The following is a 25,894-nucleotide window of genomic DNA, read 5'->3' on the forward strand; positions in this document are numbered from 1 at the left end:
GGAGAACCTTAAATGGGTTCTGTCTTAAAGTTTGATACTTTAAAACAGAACCCATTTTTTTTAGGTAGATGCTATGTTATGAAGTAAATATTTTAGTGATTTAAAGTACAGATGGGACACTGTACCTGTCCCCTTGACCCAACCCCGCCCAAGCCTCCCCCACGCTCCTTGCATATACTAAAGCATATGATTATGTGCGGGGTGTTAATAAATGAGTTGTCGAGGTTGTGGTTCGAGTAGTTTTGAGGATGTGAATGATTCGGTTTGTATGGATTTATCACGGAGTAGGACCATTGCGGTTGCTGATCCTACTCCCATTACAGATCTTGGTTTGTTTTCAAAGATTTATACAGATACAACGAATTTTGCCATTAACGGTACGATTCTTGTGGTGAACGGGTCGACTTCCACTGGTTCGGTCGTTGTGATGATTAATGAAAATACTGCAACACAGTTCACAGTGGCACCAGGGGAGAGTGAGGCCAGGACCTTTGGGAATATCAATAGCATTCAAGTGGCAGTGACGTCATTTCCGCTAAATCAAACCGGCACTTATTCTGCTACATTTCAAGTTTCTTTTACATTAAATTATAAATATTAAAGCTTACCATTCTTCTGAAACTCTGAAGGCGGCTTGGATGGCAGAGGTGCCGCTGAACGTTGCGACGGCTAAGGTGATAATTTGATCATCTGCGAGAATTAAATCTAGTAAGCTTCCTGTAGTTAAAGAACGAGTATTTCCTTGGTTTCCCGCTGCTAGCCCCTGGAAGACGACTTGCCCTAAGGTGGTAAAGGATGTGGAGTTGTTATTAACCAAAAGTGCTGTTTCGTCATTAGGGATATTGGTGGTTGCGGTTGGAAAATTGACAAACGCCCCATTTATCGTAGATCCTAATATAACCTGATAATATATGTCGCTTCCGGATAATAAATCCAGCCCTTCAAGTGTAACGTTGACAGAGTTAGGCCTGCCAGATCCTGCAGGGAAAATAGCTTTCCGCTGAAAGCTTATAACTGGAGCTAAAGTAGTAGTAGCAGTAAAACTTCTCCGCTCAGATGTCACCCGAAACACAGGATTGTAATTTCCTATAATACTATATTGCCTTCCAGCTAAATAAAGTGTAAAATTCGTTCCTGTTGTCGCGCCATTTTCCACTTGCCCTCTAAGTGGCAGGTTTGGATCTGTAAAGCTTGTTTGGCCCGAAGGTTTAACCCTATTAACCGTGACTACTTCTTGTGAGAGGTCTACGGGGTTTTGAACAACAACCTGCCATTCTATTACCCCATAGCCGTACCAAGAAAAGACGATTTGAAAAATATTACCGTTGGCTAAATCTAAAGTAATCCCGCTTGGTCCTGTACCATCTAACGAATCTATGTTCCAACTGGCCTGGGGGACGACTGTATCTACTCCATCCCTTCTATAGGCGAGGAAAGTTCCGGAACTATCTACCCCAAAGTAAGCGCCGTTTTCATCATCGAAAAGGCCCCACCTTCCCACTTGTTCTCCTGTCGGCGGTGTCATAACCCGCGCCCCTAATCCAGCCTCAACCGCATATCCGGGTTGATATCTGCCCCTTTGCGCTGAATCCAATATCGCTTCCGCCCCGGCTCCGATCCCGGTACTAATTAAATATTCTACTGTATCGTTCGTAACAGTCCCGGTTCCGGTTGTTTCGATAGCATCCCGAAGATCCGATATGCCATAGGTGGAAGAAAGCTCAATGACCGGAGTTCTATTTGCAACCATTAGTTCGTTAAATTGTGAGTTTACATCAGGACCTACCCCGACGATATTGACGTTTTCTATTACGTCATTGCCATTACTCGTGCTAATACATCCATTTAATTTGCCCATTGTTTCCGCACCCCCTATTTGCTTTTCTCTTCCATAATGGAAATGATTTTACGGACGATTTCCTGCCCTTTTTCCTGTAGAGATTGGTAGGTAACTTCTTTTAAATGCTTAATGACCGTCATTCCTTTTGGAGAGATGCATGCTTGGTCGTCAGATTCAAAGAAATTCAAGGCTTCCGTTAGATCCTGTTCACACTCATTCACTAACTGATATTGAGATAAATAAATGGCACGTTCCAGCTTGATTTCTATTTTTGATGATGGCGATAGGTTAGTAGACTGCCAAGGAAAAAGAGTATCCCAGTCCGTTGAATATGCCTTTTTTATAATATATTGGTCTGCATGAAGGAGGTTTTTCTGAAGATCTTCTGTCTTTAACGGGTTCTCCTTTGTTCCTCTTACGCCGTCATGTTTACGGTAAAAGATTGTTGGGATAGGGAAGGCGGCTACTTTTGTTAGCGTGGAAACTCGGAACCACATATCATAATCCTGTGCGCGTATGAGGTTCTCGTCAAAAAAGCCTGCTTGATCAAGGACTGATTTCTTTACGATGACTGTTGGAGAGAAGTAGTAGTTTCCACGGAACTTTTTTATGACTTGTTCTTCATAGGTGCTAGATTCTGCGTGCCAATATCCTTGGAAGGTTGGCTTCTGATCTTCCACTTTTGTGATGATAGCGGATGTATGAATGAGTCCCACATCAGGATTTCGTTCGAATTGTCGGATTTGGAGCTGTAACTTTGCAGGAAAGGCTAAATCATCATCGTCGAAAATCCAGACGTATTCACCTGTTACATATGGAAGTGCAGTGTTGATCGCTGTAGCTTTTCCGCCGTTTTCCTTTGAGAGCACTTTTAATGGAAATGGGTATTTAGCGAGCATTTCTTTGGTTCGATCTGTTGACCCATCGTTTACGACGATAATCTCGATATTTTCATAGGTTTGGTCGGTGATGCTGTTTAACGCTTTTTCAAGATAGTCGCATCTGTTAAATGTGGGCACAATTACTGAGACTTTACTCGCCTCCATTAATTCTAATGGATGTGGTGGTAAAAAGAACTTGCCCAAGTCTTCTTGTTGTTTAGGAACCTCCACTTTATCGGGCAGTGTCAACTTTATGAGCATCCATTGATTTGGTACCTCATCCACCCATTCATAAGCAACGGGTTTTACGGTCATTTGCAGAAAAGAGAGCAAACTTTCTTTCGTAAAAAGGTTGATATGGTCATGATCAGGAATCATATAGCCCCTAGGAACGCTAATCAGGATGGTTCCTTTTGGCTTGCATAAACGGACAGCTTCTTTCACGATTTTTCCCGGATCTGGTACATGCTCTAACACTTCAGCTAGCACAATGGTCTCAAATTGTTGGTTTGGTAAGTTTACATTCCCACCATCTCCAAGCTGAAACTGAACATTGGTAAAACCATAGTGATAGCACTTAAGTCTTGCTAACTCAATGGCGATCGGGTCGATGTCAATTCCGTAAACGTTCGTGGCATGCATGGCGATATGGGAGCTAAGATCTCCGTTTGCACAACCAATTTCAAGAACTTCCCCTTTACATAAAGGGGCAGTGACGGCGAAGCGCAATCTTTCTGCGTGATTTCGCTCTCTTTTATAATTAGCCCATCTCGCTTTATCCTTTTGTTGCGCTAGGGATTGAATCAGGGATGGAAATTGTAAAAGGAGATTCTTCGTCGTTTCTGAGTCTATCTTTTGTTCGTAAAATTCTCCAATATTCTCACACCCGGATGTATATCCGAAAAGAGATAAGAGGCCATAAATATTGTTGGAGTCTCCTTTTTCTCTTAATTTTTCAAAGAGAACGGAGTAGGCTTTTTCATATTTTCCATTTGTAAAATATTGAACGGCTGAAGAGAAAGATTGGCTTTGTTGAGTTTTATACATTAGAGGTATCCTCCTCTTTCGTTAGCTTAGATAAGAGAACTGCTTTGTTTTGCTGTATGTTCACATTATCAGGGTTAATCTCAAGTGCGAAATTTGTATGGTGCAGAGCTTTTTCCAGGTCATTCTTTTTTTCATAGGCTGCGGCTAATTGGATGTGTGGCAGCCATGTTCTGGTATGTGGCTCATTGTACAACCCTCTTAATGCTGGTGGAGCTGGGAGGTTCAAGGAAAATGTATACCAGAATATTGCTTTATCTGGATCATCTAGCTGGTTAAGAAAAACTTCTCCGATCCGGCAACAAACTTCTGAGCGAGGGACATCGTATAAAAAGGAATCACATAACGCAGAAATTTGCTCGATCGGTTGTTGCAGGTGATAATGGCAGATGGATTTTTGGATACATGCTGCGATATGGTCTTCTACCCAGCCTGTTTTCTCTTTTAGAAAGATGTCATATTCCTTGATGGCCTCTTCATAATAGTGGTTACCTAATAGTTCATTAGCATAATAGAACCTATCTCTTGAGGAAAAAGGGTCCCCTTGCTTGCGTTTTTCTTCATAAATTTTCAAGTTTCTTCCTGCAGAACTTTTTTCTTTTTTATGGTAGATGACGGTGTTGCTTTGTGCGACAACACCATGTACCTTTAAGTATTCATGTACCTCGCCTTCCCATTGAAACTGACAACTTCTTTTTACTAATCGATTCCGCATTGTACTAAAAGTGGGGTTCCCGGCGTTGTCAAAATGGATATGATAGTTCATCAGTACACTATCCACTTCTGGCGGGATAGTGGCTTTCAATTTTAGAAACGATTGTTGATCTTTTTTTTCCATAACATCATCTGCATCCAGCCAGAATATATAGTCCTTTGTTGCTTTGGAAAAGGCGAAGTTCCTTGCGGCGGCGAAGTCGTTAATCCATTCAAAGTCATACACTTTAGATGTAAAGGATTGAGAAATTTCCCGCGTTCGATCCGAGGAACCGGTATCCACAATAATAATTTCATCTACTATATCTTTTATACATTCAAGGCATCGCGCTAACACAGCCTCTTCGTCTTTCACAATCATACACAAGCTCACTTCAATCATTATCTTCTCCCTTTCTCGAATTGGGCTTTAGATATTGTAAGGTATGAAGGTTGATGGTAGGTGGTGAAAAAATTTAGGAAAGCGCCCAGACATTTATAGGCACCCATACATAGCATGAAAGGAAACCAAATTTGGAGGGATCGTTATGTGTTGCAATAATTCAAACTGTGCGCCACAAGCACAATTATTTCAAGAAAGTATTTCAGGGAACTTTCTGGGGACAGGGACCATTGTGACTGTCTGGTCTGCGGATGCTGGTCAATATTCACAGGGGACTTTTTCGCTTTTTAATTCAGCTTCTAGTGCAACTGGGGCAACAGGAACCATTAATGGTACAGAAATAATTGTCGCTGATCCAGGTACAACTGTCTCTCAATCTGTGTCTACACCGACTTCATTCGCAATCACAGCTGCTACAGGAGATAACGGAACCTATTGCATTACGTTGTATAAGCGCGTATTGGCATAAGGGAGAGGTAAGGATAGGAAAGAGGTGAGAGTATGAGTGTGTATACATGGTGCTATGAGAAAGAGAAAGAGAAAGAGAGAGTGACAGATTGTATTGCAGGTCATTTCTCGCTAGCCTGTGGGGAGAATAATGTGGTGCTATGGGAATCAAAGAAGAGTGTGGCAGTCTGTACCTTATCTATTTTCTTAGCTGAAAGTTGCGGGGAAGGGGTGACGGTGCAGGTTTTGAGTAAAAAAGGCGCAGTCGATTCCTTTATTGTAACGCCGAATAACACTCGCTCTAGAACCTTTATCGATGTAAAAGAAATTTCGGTATCTTGTGACCCAGGGCTTCAATCGTCTTTTTGTTATGGCCGATATTGTTGTGATTTGCATTATTTTATATGAAAGATTTAGTAACTCGGAGGGTCTGTTCCTTTAAGGCTAATGTTAGTCTTCTTGAGTGTTTCTACGTCAATTTTCCCAGTAACTTTCACATAAAGGTATGACAACTCCTCCTTTGGAGAACTCGGTATGATAGTAGGGGTTACTTGAATAGAGGAGAGATTGGCTTGGATGAGGGCGCCTTTTGGTGCGTACATGTTTAGGTGTGTTTTGTAATGAATGGGAAAAGTAAAAAGGGAATCATTTTGTGTATTAACAGTAACGAAGCCTCTGATTATTATGGAGGCTTTTTTTGTTGTGTGATCAGAATTTGAAGGAAGGGTGGCTTGGCAAGTAAGGGTAGTTGGGTTGCCGTTCTGATCGGGTGAGGCTTGGATGTTTAAGGTGAGTTCATATTTTCCACTGCTAAAAGTGGACGGGGTGAAACCTTTGATTTCGACTTTTTTAAAATGAGAAATGGTGAAGGAACGAGAGGCTGTATTGCTTATGGAGGACACAGGTTGGTCATTGATGATGACCGAAATGCTGTCCGTACTTTCCATGCAGTGGATGGTAAGTGTACCAGTGATCTTTAACTTGTCCGGACATTCCCATAGAATCTCTGTTTTCTCACCGTGCAACTCAAACACCCCTTTGACCTTCGTTGAGAGGCTGTTATTGCTCTGTTTATGAGAACAGGTTAAAAAATCAATCGAAAATGGAAGCAGGGCCCAATCAAAAACCTGCACTGCATTGATGCAGTGAATATCATCCATACTCATCACGCTATGCCCACCTTTCCCTTTATACAAATGTACGTGATGTGGGAGGGAAATATTCCTGAGGGCTGAGGGGACAGAAGGGTCGCGGGGACAGGTCCCTCGACCCTTCTTTACTTTTAAAGTGCTAAGATATTACCTGGCTTCTGCTTCCTGTAAGAACCATCTAGGAAGCACGGTGACGGTTCTCTGCTTCCATAGCAAAACGCTGAAATCGGTTCTGTTTTAAAGTAGAAAACTTTAAAACAGAACCGATTTTATTTAAGTTAAATGCTTTTAATGGAGCAAACGATTTAGTGATTTAAAGTACAGACGGGACGCGGTACCAGTCCCCGTGACCCAAGATAGAAACAATATAAGTGGCGCTTGGTATCAAGTATCAAGGGCGCTCAAGCACATTGGCGAGCATGCGGTGGATGACTTCGTGATCACGTGGGTCATTTAAACGGTACTCTTCACCGGGCAGTGTGTACCACTCCTCGGCACCTACATAGGTAATGGCGAGTGTGAGAACCCCATTTTCATCACAAGTGGTAAGCAGCTCAAGCTCCCCGCTGATTACGCCAACCTCAGCGGTCATAACACCGTGGGTAGCGGTAAAGGTGGTTGATTTCTTATCCATATGAATGACTCCTTTCCTTTATTTTATAGCTGTAGGACTGCCAGTGTTAAAAGTTGGCAATCATTAGAGGTATCATTAACGAACTTAGTATGAGCAGCTATTAAGCATTGTTTGCAGTGAGGACTTTTCTGATGACTGAAGACTCAGGCCCCAGCGGTATTTGGTATTAATCCACCACTTCGCGTATCCGCAACGAGCGCTATAACGCGGTGGTTGCCACGTTGAAGGGTCTTGGTCACCTTTGGAGCGGTTAACACTTGCGGTAACCGCGATCAGGTTCGGGCCTTGGAGGTCGTTTGCGAAATTCTTCCGTTTTTCCGCCGTCCAGCTGCTGGCTCCAGAACGCCACGCTTCGGCTAAAGGCACAACGTGATCAACATCAATCTCGGACGGTGAATAGACGATAACGCCGTCGTAGTAGCTGTACCACTTGCCGGATGTTACAGGGCAGTTCCCGCTGTAATAATCAGCATCGCGCTTGAGCACCACCTGGCGGGTGTCACAGCCGTTACCCTGGCTAATCCAATGTGAAAACTTATCTCGCGAGTAGCCAGACATCGAGCTTTCGGACTTCACGGTCAGCGAGTTCAGTTGAGATTGAGCTGTTGACTTGGACGGTGTTCCTGGTGGAAACGCCGAGGCTGTCTGTAGGTCAAAATGTAAAGCGGCAAACGACAGAATTAACGCAATAACAAACATCATCGATTTCTTTAGCATAGAAATGCCTCCTATATGTAATTTTTTATACTGACATCTTCGTTCAAGCTGAATGAATAAGATGTTAATACCAATAAAAGGATTTAGGGGGGGCAAGCAACTTACTAGTTTTAATAAGCAGAGACATTTCAAAAGGAGTTTTTAGTAGTTTATAAGGAGAAAAATAAGTAGCGTCTCTATTTGCAATTATATTTTAAGGTTTAATTGTTTAACAAGTTAATAATTTGTAAATATTCTATCTTTAAAGATAATTATCGCACCGCTCAAACAAAGTGAAAATATTCTAAATTACACCTTTGTACTCATGAATAATTTTTGCAGTAAATAAAAGGTTGGGCTCTATGTAGAGTAGTGATATAATCCATGAGAAATTTTACCTGTCTAACTGACCAACTTATAAGTGTCATGTAGGACAAACGACTTATAATTTCTTTACTAAAATTAAATATAATTACGAGAAGGGGGTGGCAGAAAGTTAGTATAGGTACCTGTTCTCTGCTTCCAAAACTTATCACTAAAATAGGTTCTGTTTTAAAGTTTTTTACTTTTAAAACAGAACCTATTTTTATTTAAGCTAGATGCTTTTTGATGAAACGAACAGTTTAGTGATTTAAAGCGCAGACGGGACGAGGTACCAGTCCCCGTGACCCATTAACACTTAGGGAAACTGCACCCTATAATAATCAATAGGATAAACAACACGACAATTAATAAAAAGACGTTACCTTGAGTTGGAGCAGGACAACCATATCCATAAGCATGATCGGCATAGTGTGGCATAGGTGCTTCCATTGCACCAGCTACCATTGGTGGTACGTTTTCTCCTGGATAAGGTACATTTACTCCTGCCACCATATTAGGTGGTGCATTAACGTTAGCATACATATTCTTTTAACTTCCTTTCGGGTTAGGTTATTTATACTACAGTATACTCACCTATTCCCAAGAAGAACCTGTCAACCCAATAAATGGGTGATTGTCACGAGTCGCTGTGTCGAGGGGACAGGTACCTTGACCCTTTCCTGCTATAAAGTGCTAAATTATTAAAAAGATGAAAATTGCGATCTTTCATTAGCCGAATTCCGTCTTTTTTTATTAATGGAAGGAACGAGTAGACCCCTTGAAGGACAGCGGATGAAATGAGGGTATTTAAAAATAGTTGATTGAGTCAACTATAATCGTTATAATGTTATTAATTATAAATTTCTGAATATTGAGGAGGGGTAGCAATGAAATCAAATCAATATGTAGATAAAATCAGGAAATTCAACAGATTTTATGCAAATGTTTTAGGGAAAATTGATCAGGAAATTTATAATCAACCTTTTCCATTAACAGAAGCACGGGTAATAACAGAAATCCATTTCAGAGATGGATGCACCGCAACAGAGATAAGAGAAAATCTTGGGATTGACCGTGGGTATATGAGCCGAATTGTCCAACGCTTCGAGGACGAAAACATCATCATAAAGAAACAGTCAATCGAGGATAAACGTCAGTATTTACTATATCTCACCGATAATGGCCAAAGAGTCTACACCACCTTGGTTGAGCGTGCAAATCATGGAGTAGATAAAATGATTCAAAATCTGTCGAAAAGTGAACGTTCCAAGTTAGTTGCATCTATGGAAACAATCGAATCCATTTATTCGCAAAACCGTTCTTCTCAATCAGAGGTTTTTATTCGACCTTTTCAATCTGGAGATGTTGGATACATTGCACACCTTCATGGAAGGTTGTACGACGAAACATACAATTTTGGAAAGCTTTTTGAATACTACGTCATGAAAGGTTTAACAGAATTCATGATCAATACAGATGGAGGAGAGCTATGGGTTGCTGAGGTAAACGGGGAAATCGTCGGTTCGATTGCAATAACAAAATCTACTGATACCGTTGCACAACTAAGGTGGTTTGTTATTGATGAAAATTATCAAGGAATGGGATTAGGAAAAAAACTCATGGAGACTGCCCTCAACTTCTGTAAAGAACAACACTATCAGCATGTGTTCTTATGGACAGTAAGTACCTTAGACGCGGCTCGCCATCTTTACAAAAAATATAACTTTAGATTAACTGAAGAAAAACCAAATAAAGAATGGACCGGAACAAGTTTAATTGAAGAACGATGGGATCTTGAACTTTCCGACGAGAACTAAAACTAATTAAAGTGAGCATCAGCAGCAATGGGGACTAGAATCGTACCTGTATTTCTCACACAACGGAGCAAAATCTGTATTAAACTAGCAAAAATTAAATTTAGTGCTCTAAAGTGAAAACGGGTCGAGGGACCTGTCCCCTTGACCCTCATTTTTTTATGTATTTATAAAACATCAAACAAAAGGATTGAACAAACAAATAGATGGGAATTGAAAATATCCACTTGTAGCCTGCTTTGTAGGTGAATACATTCATTAGTACATTGATCCATTCAATAAACATTCCAAAACAAGTCCAAACGATAATGTAGAAGATAAGACTTTTGCCCTGGAATTTATACTTTTCGTAAAAGTAAATAAAAGCATACCCGTAAGGTCCGTATATTAAATAAGCCCATATATCCATGATTGTATACTTCGGTCCGTCCATTATATCGTAAAAATCAAATGGCGAAGCACCAATTGTATTATCAAATAGAGTAGCAGATACAACTCCATATGAGATCAAAAGAAAGGAAATAAACGCATTATCAAATTGTTTGGGAAGTAGAAAAATAACAAAATACGCTAAAACAATCGACACCATCACAAAAATATCATTTCCATTAAAAGTTTCCTCAACAAAAGGGATTGGTCCAGTGTTCACTTATGCCCACCCTTTCTTTTTAAACCATATGACAAAAAAGTAGCATACGAGCAGAACGCTTGATAAATAGCTTAAGGTATAAAAAGTAGACCAGCCTTCATAGTTAATTAACCCCTGCTTAAGATTGAAAATCTCTAAAAGCCAAAAGAAAAAAATCGCCAAGCCAAACATAATAACTAAGTTCCGCGCTTTGTTCTTCATAAAAATCCAATTTATTATATAAACGATCAATAAGGGGGTTAGAAAACTTCTATATATAATAAAACTGATATAATCCACTTCATTGTGTGAAACCTCTAAAAGCTTTATCGGCTCAGAAATAATTAGGAATATATGTGAATTTAAAAATATACCTAACATCAAAGTGAAGGCGATTGCCTTGTTGCCAATAGATTTCTTTTCAAATATAAAAAGTCCAAGTAGAAGCCATGACAAGATTATATAGATGCTTAGAGTCATTTTGATCTAATTTCACCCTAGATGTTTTTTTCTTAGGTTTAGCAGTTTATGGGTATTTATACATGGAAGCATGGGGATGGTCCTCTGCTTTTTATAAACCCCTTCCTGATGTTTCAATGTGCCCTGAAAACCACTCACATTATCTTATTTAAGTTTAGGTGCATTTTTATGAAGCGGACCGTTTCGTGATTTAAAGCGCAGATGGGACTAGGAACCAGTCCCTATGACCCAAAAAAAATTAATTCCTTCGCCCAGAGGTAAATGGTATAATTATCCTAAAAATACTGTTAGAGTAGGTGAAAGCGATCGGAAGGAAGAAGGTTATAAAGATAAAACCTAGTACCGTTTTGGAATTTGTAAGAGACTATCATGATCAAATTCTTCAGCTTGCTGCCATTTTTGAATACCGGGAGGAAGAGAGTTTGGAGCTGGCTGTTTCTGCTTGTGAACAGCTTTACTTGAATCTTTCGACTGAAAAAGAAGAGGCATCATTTCCGATAGAAGATTGGTTGAAAGTCACGTTCACCGCCAGCATCGTGCAAGTAAAAAGAATTCGCTCAGCCGAAACGCATCATCACGGTATTTTGCTGGAGTTTGAGGAGTATTTCCACACCCTCCCTCATACCAATCAGCAAATACTTCTCCTGCATCATGTTTGGAACTACCCCATCTCAACACTCACCAAGATCCTCCACCAAGAACAACTTACTGTATCTGACATCCTGTTATCAGCAAAAAAAGAATTGAATCTGCTTTTACTAGAGCAGAAAGACCTCTCAGAAACGTGTCTTTCTATGGAAACTCTCCTCGATTACGCCGAAAATAAACAGGACAACGCTGGCGTGGAGGATCATCTCGAATTCTGTCCAACCTGCAGGTATAGGATTGAGTCCTGGAAGAAAACCGCTTCCTTCCTTGATACATACTTTCACCCCGCAACGCCTTTTGATGGTGCTGATGAGTTGGAAGCTCTCGTTAAAGTGCGGTTCAAACCGTATGAAAAAAAGAAAAAAAAGAAGGCACTTTTGAAGCAGGCTCTTGGATTTACCGCGATGATTGCCGCTTTTCTAACATTTATGACCTTTCTACCGGAACTTACACACGTGAAAACCCTAGCAAGCAACTATGTGAAGCATGGTTCCTTCTATAACGTTTGGGACGAGGGCACCTATGTAGCAGATGATGCCGGAATCAAGATTGAGATGACCGGCATTGAGCTAACTGCCCTCTCAGCCGGGCTCCATTTTACCATCCAATCCAGCGAGAAGGATCTCGTTTTAGATTATACGGAAACGGGAAAACAGCTGCTGTCTAAACCAGAGCTTATTTTTGTGAAAATAGGGGAAGAAGTCCTCCACCTTCCGCATTCTATCATAGCTACCAATGAAGCGAAGACAGAGGGGACCATTTATTTCAACGTGGATCGTTTAGAGGTTGAGGAGATCCAGGATGAGTTTATTCTTCAATTCCAGACAAGCAGAATCGGTGGCGTATTTGGTTCATGGAACATCGAAATTCCAATTGACTATGCAAAAGGAAGCAAGGAACAAACGAAGTATACACACGATGAACCATTCGTCATGGGAGATATCGTTGAGGTGGATGTAGAAAGCTTTTCCTCAACAGAGACGAGCAGCCTTTTTGAAATGAAAGTGGACTTTACGAATGAGGAAAAGGATCGTATTGAACAACGTATGGAGGAATTGCGTCAAGTAACAGGCCATCCAATCGAGTACCCCCATCTCTATACCGACTATCGGGTTGTGAATGGAGATGGGGAGGAGGTACTCCAAGCAGGGGTCCTCCTTCCTTTTTCGTTTAATGAAGAGTTGGATATGGACGCAAGCGCTATGCATAGCCGAAATGCCTACCATCCCTACATTGTGGATGAAGACAGCAGAGAAATCGTACGTCCGTTGCGTGAAGGGGAAAAGCTATTTCTGGAGCTGCGGGAGATAAGTTATACAGAGCCTGTTTCGCTTGAGATTCCAATTATAATGAAGGAAGTGGAGAAAGCACCGGTAGGCTTGGAATATAGGGGTACGAGTCTCGATTTCCTGACCGTAAAAATCTTAGAAGCCGACGGAGATAATCCGGAACGGTACAGCATCGTCCTTACAGGCACACATGCTAAGGACGCCTTTATCAAACGATTTCATTGGTCATTGAGAGACCAAGGAGATCAATACCTCGAATATTATACAAACTGGCATAACTATTACGAGGCGGAGAACTGGATGGAAGACAATAATACCCTGATGAAACTGGAAATCCCGACAAACCAACAAATTCCTGACACCATTTGGATAGACTCCTTTTACGTCACCAATCATTTAGTTATAGACGGGTTGGAGAGGATTCCTTTGAATTAGTGGGACATAGGGACTGGTTCCTTGTCCAGTCTGTGAGGAAGCATGGGGGGATACCTGTGCTTTTTTTATCCAATGAACTTATACCAGCAAGTAAAACCAGGACCCTAATAGCACTAAAACCAAAAGAAAAAATATGCACCTACCCCCTACTACTTCAATAAATTAATTAATAGCTAGTCCGTCTAATGTGTTAGTTTACAAAAAACAGGGTATACAAAACTAACTATCCAAAAGGAGGTGACTTGATTATGGCACAGGATGTCCTATGTGAAGTGAACAACTGTGTATATAACAAATCAGGAAACAGATGCGGAGCTACTCAAATCTACGTAGTCAGCAATAAAGGAAAAGAAGCGGAGACAAGTCATGAAACAGATTGTAGAACATTCAAACCAGAATAAACCTAAAAGCCCTCAAATGGTATAAGGAGTGTTACCAAACACAAACCATACTAGAGGGCCTTTTTTATTGGGTCGCGAGGACTGGTTCCTCGACCCGTCTCTGCTTTAATGGAAGAATGTAATAGGGGGCTGAAATTTATCGCCTATCTTTAGCTACCTGATTTCCGTTTCACTTTTTCAACTTTCACCTCTTTAACAAGCTCTGTCTCTGAATAAGATTTTCTTTGCATTAACTGTTGCTTTTACGTATATGAAAAAGCAAAACCAAGTTTCCAACTGGTCGTGCCTTTCTGATGTTAGTAGATTGTAAGAAGGTTCAAGTGACTGGGTCAAGGGACCTGTCCCTGTGACCCACACTAACCATCTATACAGAACGTTTTCTGAATGAATACTTCGGCTGCTGCTTCGCGTTGACCTATTTCGTCATTGAAGCGGATTGCGAGGAACCAGAAGTCTTCCACTTGAAATGCTCGTGTGTTGCCTTCGCTGAAAAGCGAGGAGCCTTCTATTTCTGCTATGATTGGGAATAGGCTATCTCTAGTGAAAATAAAGACTTGAAGTGGAAATGGAGGAAAGGGATCTACAGCGACTGATCTGATTTGAATCAGTGTTTTATTGTGGTTGGTTGTTTCATCTGAGAAAACAATTTCTGTTTCGTTGGAGCGAATAGGAAAAAGGAGAGGAATGTTTCCGGATTGGTTCAATCCACTTCCCTGGACAAAATGATTTCCGACATGACTATTCTTTTTCATTATCGCACCCCGTTTTCTCTGCAACAGATGCAGAACGTTTTTTCAATATAAGCTCGTAAAACGCCTGCATTTTCAATAGGATTGGAAACAGTTAGGCGAACAAAATTTTCAACCTGTACTCCTCTTGGAATTCCGGAAAATACAGGTCCAAAGGGGTTTGTAGAAAGACTTACCTCAATTGGGTCCTCTGAATCTCTTGTATAAATTAACACGTCCAATACGCTGAATGAGTTATCGAGTGGGGATGACTCTGCCGAAAGCTGAAGAAAGGTTTTATTGTGATTTTCTGTATAATCTTCAAACACAATTAAATTTTCTGTCCCACCTGGAACGAAAATATTGATAGGAATATTACCCGTTAGCCCGTCTGCATTTCCTTGGACTTTATGCGTTGCTACCTCACAACTATTTTCAATGCAACTCGGCTTTATATAGCTTATTGGTTTGACCCTTTGCGGACTTATGGAACCCAAGGTCTCTTTGCAATGATTTATTCGGCTATTCTTACATGACATTGCCTTTACCTCCCTCTGAACAAGAAATGCAAAATGTCTTTTCTAGATAAAAGCTAACCCGCCGTTGGAAAAATACTGGTAGGTCTAGAAGTTGCACCGTCACCCGCCGTAAATTTTCCACCTGAAATGCTCTCGTTTGTGAGTATGGGATTATGATTTCTTGAGGGTTCTCCGTATCATTATCATCCGTCGTTACCCTAAGTAGCATATTAAATCCAACAGGTTCCCCGGTTGTCGGTAGATTACTAATCTGAAAATATGTCTTATTATGATTCTCCGTGAAATCCTCAAACAATACATTCTCGACACCAGCACCAATAACGAAATTTAGCGGAATATTACCAGACTCGTTTTCACCAACCCCCTGTAACTTATGTGTCTCCACAAAATTCGTCGAAGGGCACTTCCTTTGCTCCCACCCATCTCTCAAGACCCTAGCAGATTGCCCAGTAAAATCTGCGGAATCCTCCTTAAAACTATACTTACGAATCATCAAACCTATCTCCCCCTACATAAAATACTAATCTAGTAATATATTCTATGAAACAAGTACATCAATGGTGATGAAAATGGGGGACACAGGGACAGGTCCCTTGACCCTTTTTCGATTTAAACTATAAAAGTGATTTTATGTATTAGGACACCTAGAGAAGTAGAATATCTTTGCATACTCGACAAAAAACTATTTAGTTCAACAATCAAGCGATATACCCCTTGCAAATAATCTATTAAACCTTCATATTAAAATATAGGAGGTGCGAAACGATATGCGAAACGATATAAAAGCAAATGAACGCGCTTATTCCACCAAGGAAGTAGCAGAAGAGGTGGGAATTGCAACTCCCACAGTGCGGAAGTATGGACAGATACTAGAGCGCAATGGGTATGAGTTTCTGAAAGATGGGGACCGGAGGATTTTCGTTGAAGCAGATATAATAGCGCTTATAGCGTTACGCGATACAGATAAACCACTGGACAGTACAGCAAGGGATCTTGTCGATCAACAACAAAAACGATTAGAAGACATGAATAGAACAGATATAGCGCTACCCGATACAGAAGAGCGGTTGCCACAGGACCCGGATCAGTTGAAAGAGGTCTTTAAGTACCTGGTTAATGAACTCGCAGCGGCACGCGATATGAATCTCCAATTAAAAAGCGATATGGCACATATCAAAACTACCGTTGCACAACTTCAACAGGACCATCATGTAATAAGTTCAAGTATTGGGAATTCTTCGCAAAGAACCAATGCTAAGATTGAAAAATTAACAGAGCAACAAAAAGACCACTATGAAACCTTACTCGAACAAGAAAGACAACGAACGGAACTCTTACAAGAAGAAATTCAAAAAATGCGGGACGAACAGAAGAATGAGTGGGTCTCACAAAATGATTTTAATAAACGGTTAGAAGAAGAGATACATAAGCGCAAAGAAAATAAAGGTTGGCTATTTTCCCTTTTTAAAAAATAGTTTGCAGGGTGAGAGCAGTAGTGTATATATGAAGCGTATCGCCTGGCGATATGCCTGTGTAGAGAGTAAGTAGATACATGCATAGTTTCATATTTTGAAAAAGGCCATGCTCTCTTACTCTTTTTAGTATACATACGTTGGTGTTAGCCGACGACCGTTATATCGCATTCCAACCGGTTTCTAAAAACTGTCGCTATTAAACATAGGGCTAAAAAGAGATACAAGGTTAAAAAACAGGAAAGCGATATAAGCAAACTACCCCTTAAGTAGATTACCTTTTCAGCATGTGATAGTCAGAAGAAGCAAATGGTATTCCCTCATTTTCCACTTTCAAATTTCAACAATTTCCTGAGAAATAATCGCAAAAATTACAGCGGAAAGCGACAACGTTTACTTTAAAGGAATGAGAGTAAGCGAGATGTATGGAAAGATTTATTTGCAATACCTGTAACTTGTGCGTAGTTCATTGTCTTAAAGCTTATCTTACACAGAATTTAAAGTTTGCATTATAGTAAAAGCAGGAACCACCCATCTCAATGAAGAAATCTATCATCAGGAGGAGAGAGCATTGATACAAAACAGCATACTAGAGAAATTTCTTCGGTATTTAGAGGTGGAAGAGAAAGCTCCATCACTGGAGTATTTGAACGAACTGGTGGAGGCCCATCAGACCAAAGTAAAATGGGAAACGCTTACAAAATTCATTGATTTTGAAGAAGGAGAAGAAGAGCATTTCTATCTTCCTTCCATAGACTCCTATGTTAATAGAGTAGTAGATCAAGGCGTAGGTGGAACATGCTGGACAGTTGCGAAAGGCTTTCATTTTCTTTTGCATACGCTTGGGTTTAATGTGGAGTATTTGTACATGGATCCCGGACACTTATGCCTACAAGTAATGCTTGACCAGCCCTATTATGTAGATGTTGGCTATTGCGCGCCTCTTTACAAAGCTTATCCGTTGCATCAGTCCTTCACAGTGGAGAATGAGGCAGAGGTCTTTTCCTATGAGGTGCGAGAAAACGATATTCTCGTAGCAAGAGATCCTGGTCCGACAAAGGTTTTGGGCAAGAAGACGGTTACTTGGGACGAGATGATTCCCCACATTCTTCAATCGCATGACTGGCAGGATGGTTTTGCACTAAGGACGCTGAAAGTATTTGGATACATAGACGGCAGACCGTGTCAGCTTAAAGGAAATACACTCATCCGTTTTGAGGACAAGCAACGCTTGGAGCAGGAGCTGACTGAAGCGGAGTTCCGTTATTGGATGGAGAAGAAGTTTGGAGTGGATTACAGCCTTTATGAAAAGGCGAAGGAGATTTATAGGAGGCGGAAGGGCGAGTGAGGTTGAATTGATGAGCATGGGGACGGGTCTTTCGCTTCTTTAAATCCCAGAGAGAAGCGGAGGAACCGTCTCTTTGCGTCCATTAACAATTACTGTAATTTCTCATTGATCTGTTTTAAATGGTGTGCATCATGCTTAATGAACATTTTTATAAAACTTTCTCCCGAAAATCCCCTTTTTCCACCACCAATAGTAAACCTAGCATCTTTCTTAACTTCTGACACCTTTTCAATAAATTCTTTACGAGTGACTACAAAACTATCAATGATTAACTCAGCTGAATACTCTTTAATAAAAGCTATAGCCTCTTCATTATGTTGATCATGGTCTGGGAACTGTGGTAAATCCCCACCATCAGTCATATAGGGTACCATCTTTTCAAGGTTATATTTATCCCAATAATATAAGTGTCCCACAATTTCTATGATTGACCATTTCCCTTCTTTAATAGGTTCGCGTAATCTCTCTTCTGATACTCCATTTAATTCCGCTATACTACCAATCATCTTTTCAAATTGACTTAAAGTTTTATTCAAATTAATACCACCCTTCAAAAATAAATAGAACATTTTAACTCTAATTATATATTAAATCAGGAAAATAAAACATATGTTCTTATTTTAGTTATTGAATGTTACTTGAACCCAACCATAATTATTGGTTGCGCACGCTATTGTAGTTTACTACACTACTTCCGCGTTTTTTCACACCGCTTCTGTATTTTTTTGTTTCACTTCCGCGTTTTTCGGCACTCCATCTTTGTTTTTTCGCATCACTTCCGCAATTTTTCGCACACCTTACGAGTTTCCGAGTCACACGGACATACCGAGTGCATGGCCTCCCCCCCATATTATGCATCACCACTCTACACAGGTCCCTTGCTCCCGAACGGGACAAGGGACCTGTCCCCGCGACCCACTTAATTAGGGAATTCTGCCGATTAAAGAAATTTTTTATCTTTTTTTGAGGACTTTTGGTTTATTTCTTAGTTTCTCGGGGAATCCCCCTAGAGTAAGTTGCTTGCTTAAGAAGTTGAATTAGTAAATTTTATACTCTTACATAACTAGCAAAGATTGACGGAACATGAGTGTTGTTACTTTTGAACTGGTGCAGCTTGCAAAATTTTTATGCGAAGGGAGGAATATTAGGTTTCGAGTTTCGATTTTATAACTGGATCATGAAATGCTTTAGAGAGAAAAGTCTATGTAACTATCACCTGGGGATCTAGCAAGCGTATCGATTTATGAAATTGAAAGATTAATAAGACTATTTTAAAAGAAAAGAGGATGGAAATAGATGAAGCGAAAATCAAAGTTATTACCTATTACACTCAGCACCTCCTTAGTATTATTTAGTTTTGGTGCACTGCCAGTCGGCGCTACGAATGATGGAGACGACGCGGCTATCAAAGATAAAGTAGAAGAAGTAGCGGAACAGGCACTTGAAAACGAAAATACTGAACCAGTAAGTTCGGAAAATACTGATCAAGAGGAACTTGCAGGAGAAGAGAGTGAAGAGGTAGCCTCTGAAACGGAAGAGGATGTAACAGAAGCAGAGCAAGTTGAAACAGAAAATGATGCGGAACAAACGGAAGAAACACCTGCTGAAACAGAAGAAGCGCGCGATGAGAACAGTGATCGTAGCGAGGAAGAAACGGGTACAACAGTTCCGGAAACGGATGAGCTTGATCCGAATTTCTCTTTATCTTTTATAGAAGCTCTTTTAAATGGTGACATCCAGGCCATGGCGCTTGTCAAGGCAGATGGAACGACATTAGATTTAGAATTTACTGATGGGTATTGGTGTAACTTTGATTACAAGAGTTTACCTGACATTAAAGGAATTGAAATCACTGCAAAAGGTGAAACACACGTTATTTTATTTGCTGATCTTTTAGACGAAGTAAAGACGTTTATTAACATCTGGTTGGATGAAAACGTTTCATTTGAAAAAGAAGATCCTACCAATCTTCTAACAAAAGTTCACGTGGACATGCAAGTTGATGTAGAGGTAGAAGCGGCGAAATTAAAGCTTAACGACGGTTCTAAGGTTGAACTAGATCCTAAAGATAACTTTGCAATTATAGGTGATAGTGAAATAGACGCAGATAGTGTCACTGCATTATGGCTGATGATTGACGGCAAAGAGTACATCATCGACCTGACTGGACACAATGTTAAAGATGGAGTACTAACAATTGTCGTAGATAAAAAGGTGCTAGGAATTGAACTTCATGTAGTTACCAAGATTGACCTGACCATTCCAGAAGGGCTAAACCTGGAAAAAGCGAAACTAATACCTCATGATGGTACAAAAATTAAACTTAAATATGAAGATGGTTTATTCGTCTTAATGAGTGAAGATCATATTGAGCTTGAGCAATTAAAAGCGCTATGGCTGAAAATTGACGGCGAAGAGTACCACATCGACCTGAAGGCTGACCATGTTAAGGATGGCGTTTTAAAAATAGTTGTAGATGAAAAGATGCTTGGAATTGTAACTAATGTAGTTACTAAGATTGACCTAAGCATTCCAGATGGGCTAAACCTGGAAAAAGCGAAACTAATACTTCATGATGGTACAAAAATCAAACTTAAATATAAAGATGGTTTATTCGTCTTAATGAGTGAAGATCATATTGAGCTTGAGCAATTAAAAGCGCTATGGCTGTTAATTGATGGTAAAATATGTAAAATCGACTTGGATAAAACAAATCTTGTCGACGGTGTGCTTGATATTGACATCGACCACACAGACTTAAAGTTTCATCTAGTAACAGAGCTTAATTTAACATTGCCGGAAGGGCTTGATATCGAAAAAGCCAAGCTGATTTTGAAAGATGAAACAACGATCGATTTAGATGTTTCTGAGCGGTTAAGTTTTGTACTAGAAGATATTTATCTGCATGATATCTCTGCATTATGGTTAAAGGTAGATGGAAAAGAGTACACGGTAGACATTTCTAAAGCGGATGAAGTTGAAGGAGTGCTGCACATCGACCTTGAGCTGGATATCTTCTTTGACTATGTAACAAAGCTTCACCTGGATCTACCTGAAGATATTGATATTGAAGAGGCAAAACTTGTGCTTGCAGATGGTACTTTTGTCGACCTTGATGTAACTAAAGATTGGAAATTCATCTTTGGAGAGGGAGAATTTTATCTACAAAATGTAACAGCACTTTGGCTGATGATTAATGGGAAAGAATGCCTTATCAATCTATCTGACTGGAACTATGAGCTTTCTGATGAAGGACATCTTTCCGTTACAATACCGAAAGAGCTAATTGATCTGCCGGAAGTTCCTGAAGAAGAAATCGAGATTGAGCTTCTGACTAGTATTAAAATCCATCTTCTTGAGTTCACAGGAACAATTGACAGTGCTGTCCTTGTTTATGGAGATGACAAGCGCTTAGACCTTGAGATCGTCGATGGTATGCTTGTATTAAACTTAGAAGATTTAAAAATTGCCTTGGAAGATCTTCTTCATATAGAAGTTGTTATTGATGGAGAAACCTATACAATCGTTCTGGATGAGGAAGAGTTAACAATCGTTGATGGTGAAGTTACAATCAACACGCATATTGATGTAGATGTAGACACGGATGTAAAAGAAGACACTGATGTAGATGTAGATGTAGATGAAACAGTAACAGAAGTTAATGATTCTGATGAAAAACCGAAAAAGAGCGGCATGCTTCCTTACACTGGAGAAAGCAGCAATATGTTGTTCTACCTAATCGGTATGCTCCTTACTTCTTTAGGTGTATTTACGCTAAAGAAGAGAAAGTTGACCGAAGAATAAGTTAAAAAGGAACAGGAGGGGGAGGACTTGCCCTCTCCTATTCTATTAATGAGGTGAACTATGAAGAAAGTAATCGCGTTCTTATTAATTTTTATTGGAATCGGTGTGATGGTGTATCCAAAAGCAACCGATTATTATAGTGCCCAGAAGCAAAACAATCTGATCGAGGAATGGGAAAATCAAGATCTCAGCTCAGACAGTCGTCCTAAAAATGCAGAAAGCTCCAATCACGATACCGCGAAAAACAGCTACATAAATTTAGACTCCATTTTTAATCCATCCGCAGGAACAGCGGAAGCAGCAGAAACAACTTCTATAGAAGAAAGTCAGCAAGAAGCTACGGAAGAGGTGGAAGCGAGCGAGAATAAGCCTTTAAGTGAAAGCATGCTCGGAATCATCACCATCGACAAAATCGATGTGAAACTACCTGTCCTTAATAGTGCTTCGCAATATAATTTAGATTACGGTGCAGGTCATTTAACAGGAACGGTGATGCCCGGCCAAAAAGGCAACAGTGCCATTGCGGCCCACAGGAGCAGGAAATATGGAAAGTTGTTCAACCGACTGAATGAAATCAGTGAGGGGGATACCATTACAGTTAAAACGAGGGACGGAAGCTATACTTACACTGTGACCGATACTAAGATTGTAAAGCCAGATGATCTGTCTGTGCTTCATAATACCAGTGAGGAGATTTTGACACTAATTACTTGCGATACACCAGAAAATCCGGTGAATCGACTTATTGTGAGGGCTGAGTTACGATAAAAAGGGTCACGGGGGGTCCTCTGCTTCCTTAGCACTTTAAATTGATAATGCTGGGAGCGTATAATTCCATGTGCTATAACGAGGGAAACGCCGTTCAACTGGTATTTAGAGATTTGCAGAAAGCTGCTTAGATTATGTTGATCTTGCCTCACCGAGGAAGGACAAAGGCTTAAATCTTTTACATCTTATTATTTGTAAAAAAAAATGGTTGCGCATAAATTTAATGTGTTGTAATATACTAAGTAAGCGCATACAGAACGGATTGTTACTGTTAAATCAGGCAAAACCGATTCCCTTAAAAGAGGGAAGGTTTTGCCTTTTTTGATGGCTGTTTTCGTAAACTTTGTTGCTTTTTCGTATTTATAAACTATCCGTTATATTCCTTGCAGTCGTGCTCTTTTCTTGGCTGTACATTAGGAACTGCATGTTTGGATAGAATAACTAATCGGTAAAAAGTCCAATTGCCGACTTTTTACTAAAAAATAGCACAAACTTTGAGAAAAGAGTTTTTTGTTATCGGAGGTGGAAGAAGTGAAGATTAGTAAGATACTGAACAATAATGTGATTGTCTCTATAAAAGACGATCAGGAAGTGATTGTCATGGGGCGTGGGCTTGCCTTTAACAAGCGTGTTGGAGAAGACATCGATGAAGATAAAGTAGAGAAAATCTTCACTTTGGAAGACCAGGATATCACAAAGAAATTTAAAACCCTGATTGCGGATATACCAATGGAATATATGGAGCTAACAGAAGATATTATCCTTTTTGCAAAGCAGAAGCTTGGAAAAGAACTGAATGATAGCATCTATATTTCTTTAACTGATCATATTCATTTTGCGATAGAGCGTTATAATCAGAACCTTCCTATCAAAAATGGGCTGCTCTGGGAGACGAAGAATCTTTATAAAGAGGAGTTTGAAATTGGTCTTGAGGCTTTGAATAAGATTTGTGATCGCTTTAACGTCATTTTACCTGAAGACGAAGCTGGTTTTATTGCCCTCCATATTGTAAATGCTCAATTTAATGAGGACATGACTAACACGGTCGACATGACGAAAGTGATCCAAGATGTTTTAACCATCGTAAAGTACAGTTTCAAAATCGAATTTGATGAGTCTTCTTTAAATTATCACCGGTTCATCACTCATCTGAAGTTCTTTGCTCATCGCTTGGTCAAAGGCGAGCACCACAAAAATGGGCAGGAAGATGATTTGTTAAATGTCATTATTAATAAGTTTCCTGATGCTTATCAATGTTCATTGAAGATTAAGAAGTTTGTAGAAAAGCAGTACCGATATGAACTGACGGAAGAAGAATTGCTTTATTTAACGATTCATATCGAACGTGTAGTAAAAAAATGAATATTCTTTCCGCTTAGGATTGTTACTCTATGAGGCAAAACCTGAATTACGGGAATGACGGGCAACTTATGTCTGATCTTCACGTAGTTTAGGTTTTTTCTTTTGAAAATGTTTTGAAAAATATTGGAGGTGTAAGGTGATGAAGCATAAAGAATTAGCAAAAGAAATATTGGAATTGGTTGGCGGTGAAGATAACGTTCAAAACGTTGTTCACTGTATGACAAGGCTTCGTTTCAACTTGCGCGATAACAAGAAAGTGAAACGCGTCGAGCTTGAAAATCTGGATGGGGTCATGGGTACAAATATAAGCGGATCGCAATTCCAGGTTATCATCGGTAACGATGTGCCGCAGGTTTATAAAGAAATAATCAATAACAGTAAGTTGAATGAAGATAGCAGTAACGGAGAGAAATCAGGAGGCAGGAATGTCATAAGTGCTATCTTTGATGTCATCTCTGGCGTCTTCACCCCTATTCTTCCTGCCATCGCTGGTGCAGGGATGATCAAAGGGATTTTGGCCATTCTTGCTACATTTGGCTGGCTTGATGCGGCGTCCCAGACATACATTATCTTAAATGCCATTGGAGATGGAGCATTCTACTTCTTGCCAATCCTGTTGGCAGTCAGTGCAGCTCGTAAGTTTGGAAGCAACCCTTATATTGCTGCAACCATAGCCGCAGCCATTTTACATCCCACGCTAACAACTTTATTCAATACTGGTGAACCCATTAGTTTTATCGGGCTGCCTGTCATAGCGGCAGTTTATTCTTCAACCGTTATTCCGATAATACTTGCCATTTGGATTGCATCTTATGTTGAAAAGTTTGTGGATGGATTCACACATAGTTCTTTAAAGCTGATTGTAGTGCCGACTTTGACCATTTTGGTTGTTGTTCCGGTTACGTTAATGACAGTCGGTCCTCTAGGAGTCATTTTAGGTGACTATCTATCGGCCGGGATGGGCTTTTTATTTGAAGATTATGGATTTATCGCAATGGTATTACTGGCTGGTACTTTTTCGTTAATCATCATGACTGGTATGCATTATGCTTTAGTACCAATTATGATCAATAACCTTACAGTGAAAGGCATTGACTATTTAATGCCCGCGATGTTCCTGGCGAATATGGGACAAGCAGGAGCCGCTTTTGCTGTTTTCTTAAAGTCCAGAAATAAAAAATTTAAATCTCTTTCGTTGACCGTTTCCATAACTGCTTTAATGGGAATTACAGAGCCTGCCATGTATGGAGTTAACGTTAGACTTAAAAAACCATTTGTCGGTGCTCTTTTAGGTGCAGCTGTGGGGGGATTATATTACGCCTTCACAGGGGTTGCTGCTTATATCTTAGGTGGAAGTGCAGGTCTGCCGGGGGTTACATCATTTATCGGACCGACTTTTGTACACGCATTAATCGGACTTGCCGTCGCGTTTGTCGCAGCCACCATCATTTCCTACCTATTAGGTTTTGAAGATGTCCCAGTTGATAACCAGGAAGAAACGAAGACAGATGCTGCTATAGATGTTCAAATAGCAGAATCGGCTACCCTTTTAGTAAGCCCAATTAATGGGGAAGTTGTGAAACTTTCTGAGGTAAGTGATCCAACCTTCTCATCTGAAGTAATGGGTGAAGGAATAGCTATAAGACCATTAGATGGAAAGATTGTATCTCCGGTGAATGGGGTTATTACAACCTTATTTAGAACCAAACATGCGATAGGTATAACATCTGATGAAGGAGTGGAAATCTTAATTCATGTTGGAATTGATACAGTACAACTTAATGGTAAGTACTTCGAAGCGTTGATTGAGCAAGGAGATAGAGTGGTGGCAGGCCAACCTTTGTTAGAAGTGGATATTAAAGGTATAAAGCAAGAAGGATTTGATACTGTGACACCTGTTATCATCACTAACACCACTTCGTTTGCAAAAATTAACAAAACGAATAAAGCAACGGTTACACATGATGATGTTTTATTAACGCTTGAAGCTAAGTAATTAAAAAAGGGTGTGGTATTGCGATTCAAA

24 protein-coding genes are annotated in these 25,894 nt (G+C 40.1%); 12 read left to right on the top strand and 12 right to left on the bottom strand.

The annotated features are described in order from the left end of the window. Positions 1–211: 211 nt before the first annotated feature. Positions 212–601, top strand: a complete 390-nt coding sequence (locus K9B36_RS06165) for an S-Ena type endospore appendage (RefSeq protein WP_223701151.1) — start codon at positions 212–214, stop codon at positions 599–601. 3 nt (positions 602–604) lie between these two features. On the opposite strand, the gene K9B36_RS06170 is transcribed toward K9B36_RS06165, so the two are convergent. The 3 genes from K9B36_RS06170 to K9B36_RS06180 are packed head-to-tail and all read right to left on the bottom strand — an operon-like array spanning position 605 to position 4,861. Then, positions 605–1,858: a hypothetical protein gene (locus K9B36_RS06170; protein ID WP_223701152.1), complete on the bottom strand. Its 1,254-nt coding sequence runs from the start codon at positions 1,856–1,858 to the stop codon at positions 605–607. A gap of 14 nt (positions 1,859–1,872) precedes the next feature. Continuing rightward, on the bottom strand, positions 1,873–3,768 hold the full coding sequence (locus K9B36_RS06175; protein ID WP_223701153.1) for a glycosyltransferase: 1,896 nt from the start codon (positions 3,766–3,768) through the stop codon (positions 1,873–1,875). Continuing rightward, on the bottom strand, positions 3,761–4,861 hold the full coding sequence (locus tag K9B36_RS06180) for a glycosyltransferase (protein WP_223701154.1): 1,101 nt from the start codon (positions 4,859–4,861) through the stop codon (positions 3,761–3,763). The genes K9B36_RS06175 and K9B36_RS06180 overlap by 8 nt, the downstream gene beginning before the upstream one ends. A gap of 145 nt (positions 4,862–5,006) precedes the next feature. On the opposite strand from K9B36_RS06180, the gene K9B36_RS06185 reads away from it, so the two are divergent. Next, positions 5,007–5,330 carry an S-Ena type endospore appendage gene (locus K9B36_RS06185; RefSeq protein ID WP_223701155.1) on the top strand — a complete coding sequence of 108 codons (324 nt, stop codon included), beginning with the start codon at positions 5,007–5,009 and terminating at the stop codon, positions 5,328–5,330. A gap of 32 nt (positions 5,331–5,362) precedes the next feature. Continuing rightward, positions 5,363–5,716, top strand: a complete 354-nt coding sequence (locus K9B36_RS06190; RefSeq protein ID WP_223701156.1) for an S-Ena type endospore appendage — start codon at positions 5,363–5,365, stop codon at positions 5,714–5,716. Positions 5,717–5,721: 5 nt separating this feature from the next. On the opposite strand, the gene K9B36_RS06195 is transcribed toward K9B36_RS06190, so the two are convergent. The 4 genes from K9B36_RS06195 to K9B36_RS16965 all read right to left on the bottom strand — a co-directional run bounded on the left by K9B36_RS06195 (position 5,722) and on the right by K9B36_RS16965 (position 8,695). Continuing rightward, positions 5,722–6,474 (bottom strand): S-Ena type endospore appendage, encoded by a 753-nt coding sequence (locus tag K9B36_RS06195; protein ID WP_223701157.1) that lies wholly within the window; start codon positions 6,472–6,474, stop codon positions 5,722–5,724. Positions 6,475–6,850: 376 nt separating this feature from the next. After that, positions 6,851–7,093, bottom strand: coding sequence for a hypothetical protein (locus K9B36_RS06200; RefSeq protein ID WP_223701158.1), 243 nt, complete (start codon positions 7,091–7,093; stop codon positions 6,851–6,853). Between the two features lie 84 nt (positions 7,094–7,177). Continuing rightward, positions 7,178–7,810 (bottom strand): HNH endonuclease family protein, encoded by a 633-nt coding sequence (locus tag K9B36_RS06205; RefSeq protein ID WP_223701159.1) that lies wholly within the window; start codon positions 7,808–7,810, stop codon positions 7,178–7,180. Between the two features lie 651 nt (positions 7,811–8,461). Then, the gene (locus K9B36_RS16965; protein ID WP_317889861.1) at positions 8,462–8,695 is read right to left on the bottom strand and encodes a YjcZ family sporulation protein; all 234 of its coding nucleotides are present in this window, start codon (positions 8,693–8,695) and stop codon (positions 8,462–8,464) included. A gap of 344 nt (positions 8,696–9,039) precedes the next feature. Between K9B36_RS16965 and K9B36_RS06215 the strand changes: the two genes are divergently transcribed. Further along, positions 9,040–9,969, top strand: a complete 930-nt coding sequence (locus tag K9B36_RS06215; RefSeq protein WP_223701160.1) for a bifunctional helix-turn-helix transcriptional regulator/GNAT family N-acetyltransferase — start codon at positions 9,040–9,042, stop codon at positions 9,967–9,969. Between the two features lie 148 nt (positions 9,970–10,117). Here K9B36_RS06215 and K9B36_RS06220 read toward each other — a convergent pair whose 3' ends face one another. Further along, entirely contained in the window at positions 10,118–10,615 is a 498-nt protein-coding gene (locus K9B36_RS06220; protein ID WP_223701161.1) for a hypothetical protein, read from the bottom strand. Between the two features lie 755 nt (positions 10,616–11,370). Here K9B36_RS06220 and K9B36_RS06225 point away from each other — a divergent pair. Next, positions 11,371–13,446, top strand: coding sequence for an anti-sigma factor (locus tag K9B36_RS06225; protein WP_223701162.1), 2,076 nt, complete (start codon positions 11,371–11,373; stop codon positions 13,444–13,446). Between the two features lie 248 nt (positions 13,447–13,694). Next, the gene (locus K9B36_RS06230) at positions 13,695–13,847 is read left to right on the top strand and encodes a DUF1540 domain-containing protein (RefSeq protein WP_223701163.1); all 153 of its coding nucleotides are present in this window, start codon (positions 13,695–13,697) and stop codon (positions 13,845–13,847) included. Between the two features lie 356 nt (positions 13,848–14,203). Here K9B36_RS06230 and K9B36_RS06235 read toward each other — a convergent pair whose 3' ends face one another. The 3 genes from K9B36_RS06235 to K9B36_RS06245 are packed head-to-tail and all read right to left on the bottom strand — an operon-like array spanning position 14,204 to position 15,610. Beyond that, entirely contained in the window at positions 14,204–14,599 is a 396-nt protein-coding gene (locus K9B36_RS06235) for a hypothetical protein (protein ID WP_223701164.1), read from the bottom strand. Next, positions 14,599–15,114 (bottom strand): hypothetical protein, encoded by a 516-nt coding sequence (locus K9B36_RS06240; RefSeq protein ID WP_223701165.1) that lies wholly within the window; start codon positions 15,112–15,114, stop codon positions 14,599–14,601. The genes K9B36_RS06235 and K9B36_RS06240 overlap by 1 nt, the downstream gene beginning before the upstream one ends. Beyond that, positions 15,104–15,610, bottom strand: a complete 507-nt coding sequence (locus K9B36_RS06245; protein WP_223701166.1) for a hypothetical protein — start codon at positions 15,608–15,610, stop codon at positions 15,104–15,106. Before K9B36_RS06245 ends, K9B36_RS06240 begins: the two co-directional genes overlap by 11 nt. 271 nt (positions 15,611–15,881) lie before the next feature. On the opposite strand from K9B36_RS06245, the gene K9B36_RS06250 reads away from it, so the two are divergent. Together K9B36_RS06250 and K9B36_RS06255 are read left to right on the top strand one after the other, a co-directional pair. After that, complete coding sequence (locus tag K9B36_RS06250) at positions 15,882–16,589, top strand: hypothetical protein (RefSeq protein ID WP_223701167.1); 708 nt, start codon at positions 15,882–15,884, stop codon at positions 16,587–16,589. Between the two features lie 568 nt (positions 16,590–17,157). Next, positions 17,158–17,934, top strand: coding sequence for an arylamine N-acetyltransferase (locus K9B36_RS06255; RefSeq protein WP_223701168.1), 777 nt, complete (start codon positions 17,158–17,160; stop codon positions 17,932–17,934). A gap of 89 nt (positions 17,935–18,023) precedes the next feature. Here the strand turns inward: K9B36_RS06255 and K9B36_RS06260 are convergent, their stop codons facing one another. Next, complete coding sequence (locus K9B36_RS06260) at positions 18,024–18,470, bottom strand: DinB family protein (RefSeq protein ID WP_223701169.1); 447 nt, start codon at positions 18,468–18,470, stop codon at positions 18,024–18,026. A gap of 760 nt (positions 18,471–19,230) precedes the next feature. Between K9B36_RS06260 and K9B36_RS06265 the strand changes: the two genes are divergently transcribed. From K9B36_RS06265 to K9B36_RS06280, 4 genes are all read left to right on the top strand, one after another. Further along, positions 19,231–21,738 (top strand): LPXTG cell wall anchor domain-containing protein, encoded by a 2,508-nt coding sequence (locus K9B36_RS06265; RefSeq protein ID WP_223701170.1) that lies wholly within the window; start codon positions 19,231–19,233, stop codon positions 21,736–21,738. A gap of 60 nt (positions 21,739–21,798) precedes the next feature. Beyond that, positions 21,799–22,506 (top strand): class D sortase, encoded by a 708-nt coding sequence (locus K9B36_RS06270; protein ID WP_223701171.1) that lies wholly within the window; start codon positions 21,799–21,801, stop codon positions 22,504–22,506. Positions 22,507–23,037: 531 nt separating this feature from the next. Further along, on the top strand, positions 23,038–23,868 hold the full coding sequence (gene licT / locus K9B36_RS06275) for a BglG family transcription antiterminator LicT (RefSeq protein WP_223701172.1): 831 nt from the start codon (positions 23,038–23,040) through the stop codon (positions 23,866–23,868). Between the two features lie 139 nt (positions 23,869–24,007). Beyond that, positions 24,008–25,864, top strand: a complete 1,857-nt coding sequence (locus K9B36_RS06280; RefSeq protein ID WP_223701575.1) for a beta-glucoside-specific PTS transporter subunit IIABC — start codon at positions 24,008–24,010, stop codon at positions 25,862–25,864. The last annotated feature ends 30 nt before the right edge of the window (positions 25,865–25,894 follow it).

Origin of the sequence: Sutcliffiella deserti, assembly GCF_020037475.1 — a bacterium.
Classification (GTDB): Bacteria; Bacillota; Bacilli; order Bacillales; family Bacillaceae_I; genus Sutcliffiella_A; species Sutcliffiella_A deserti.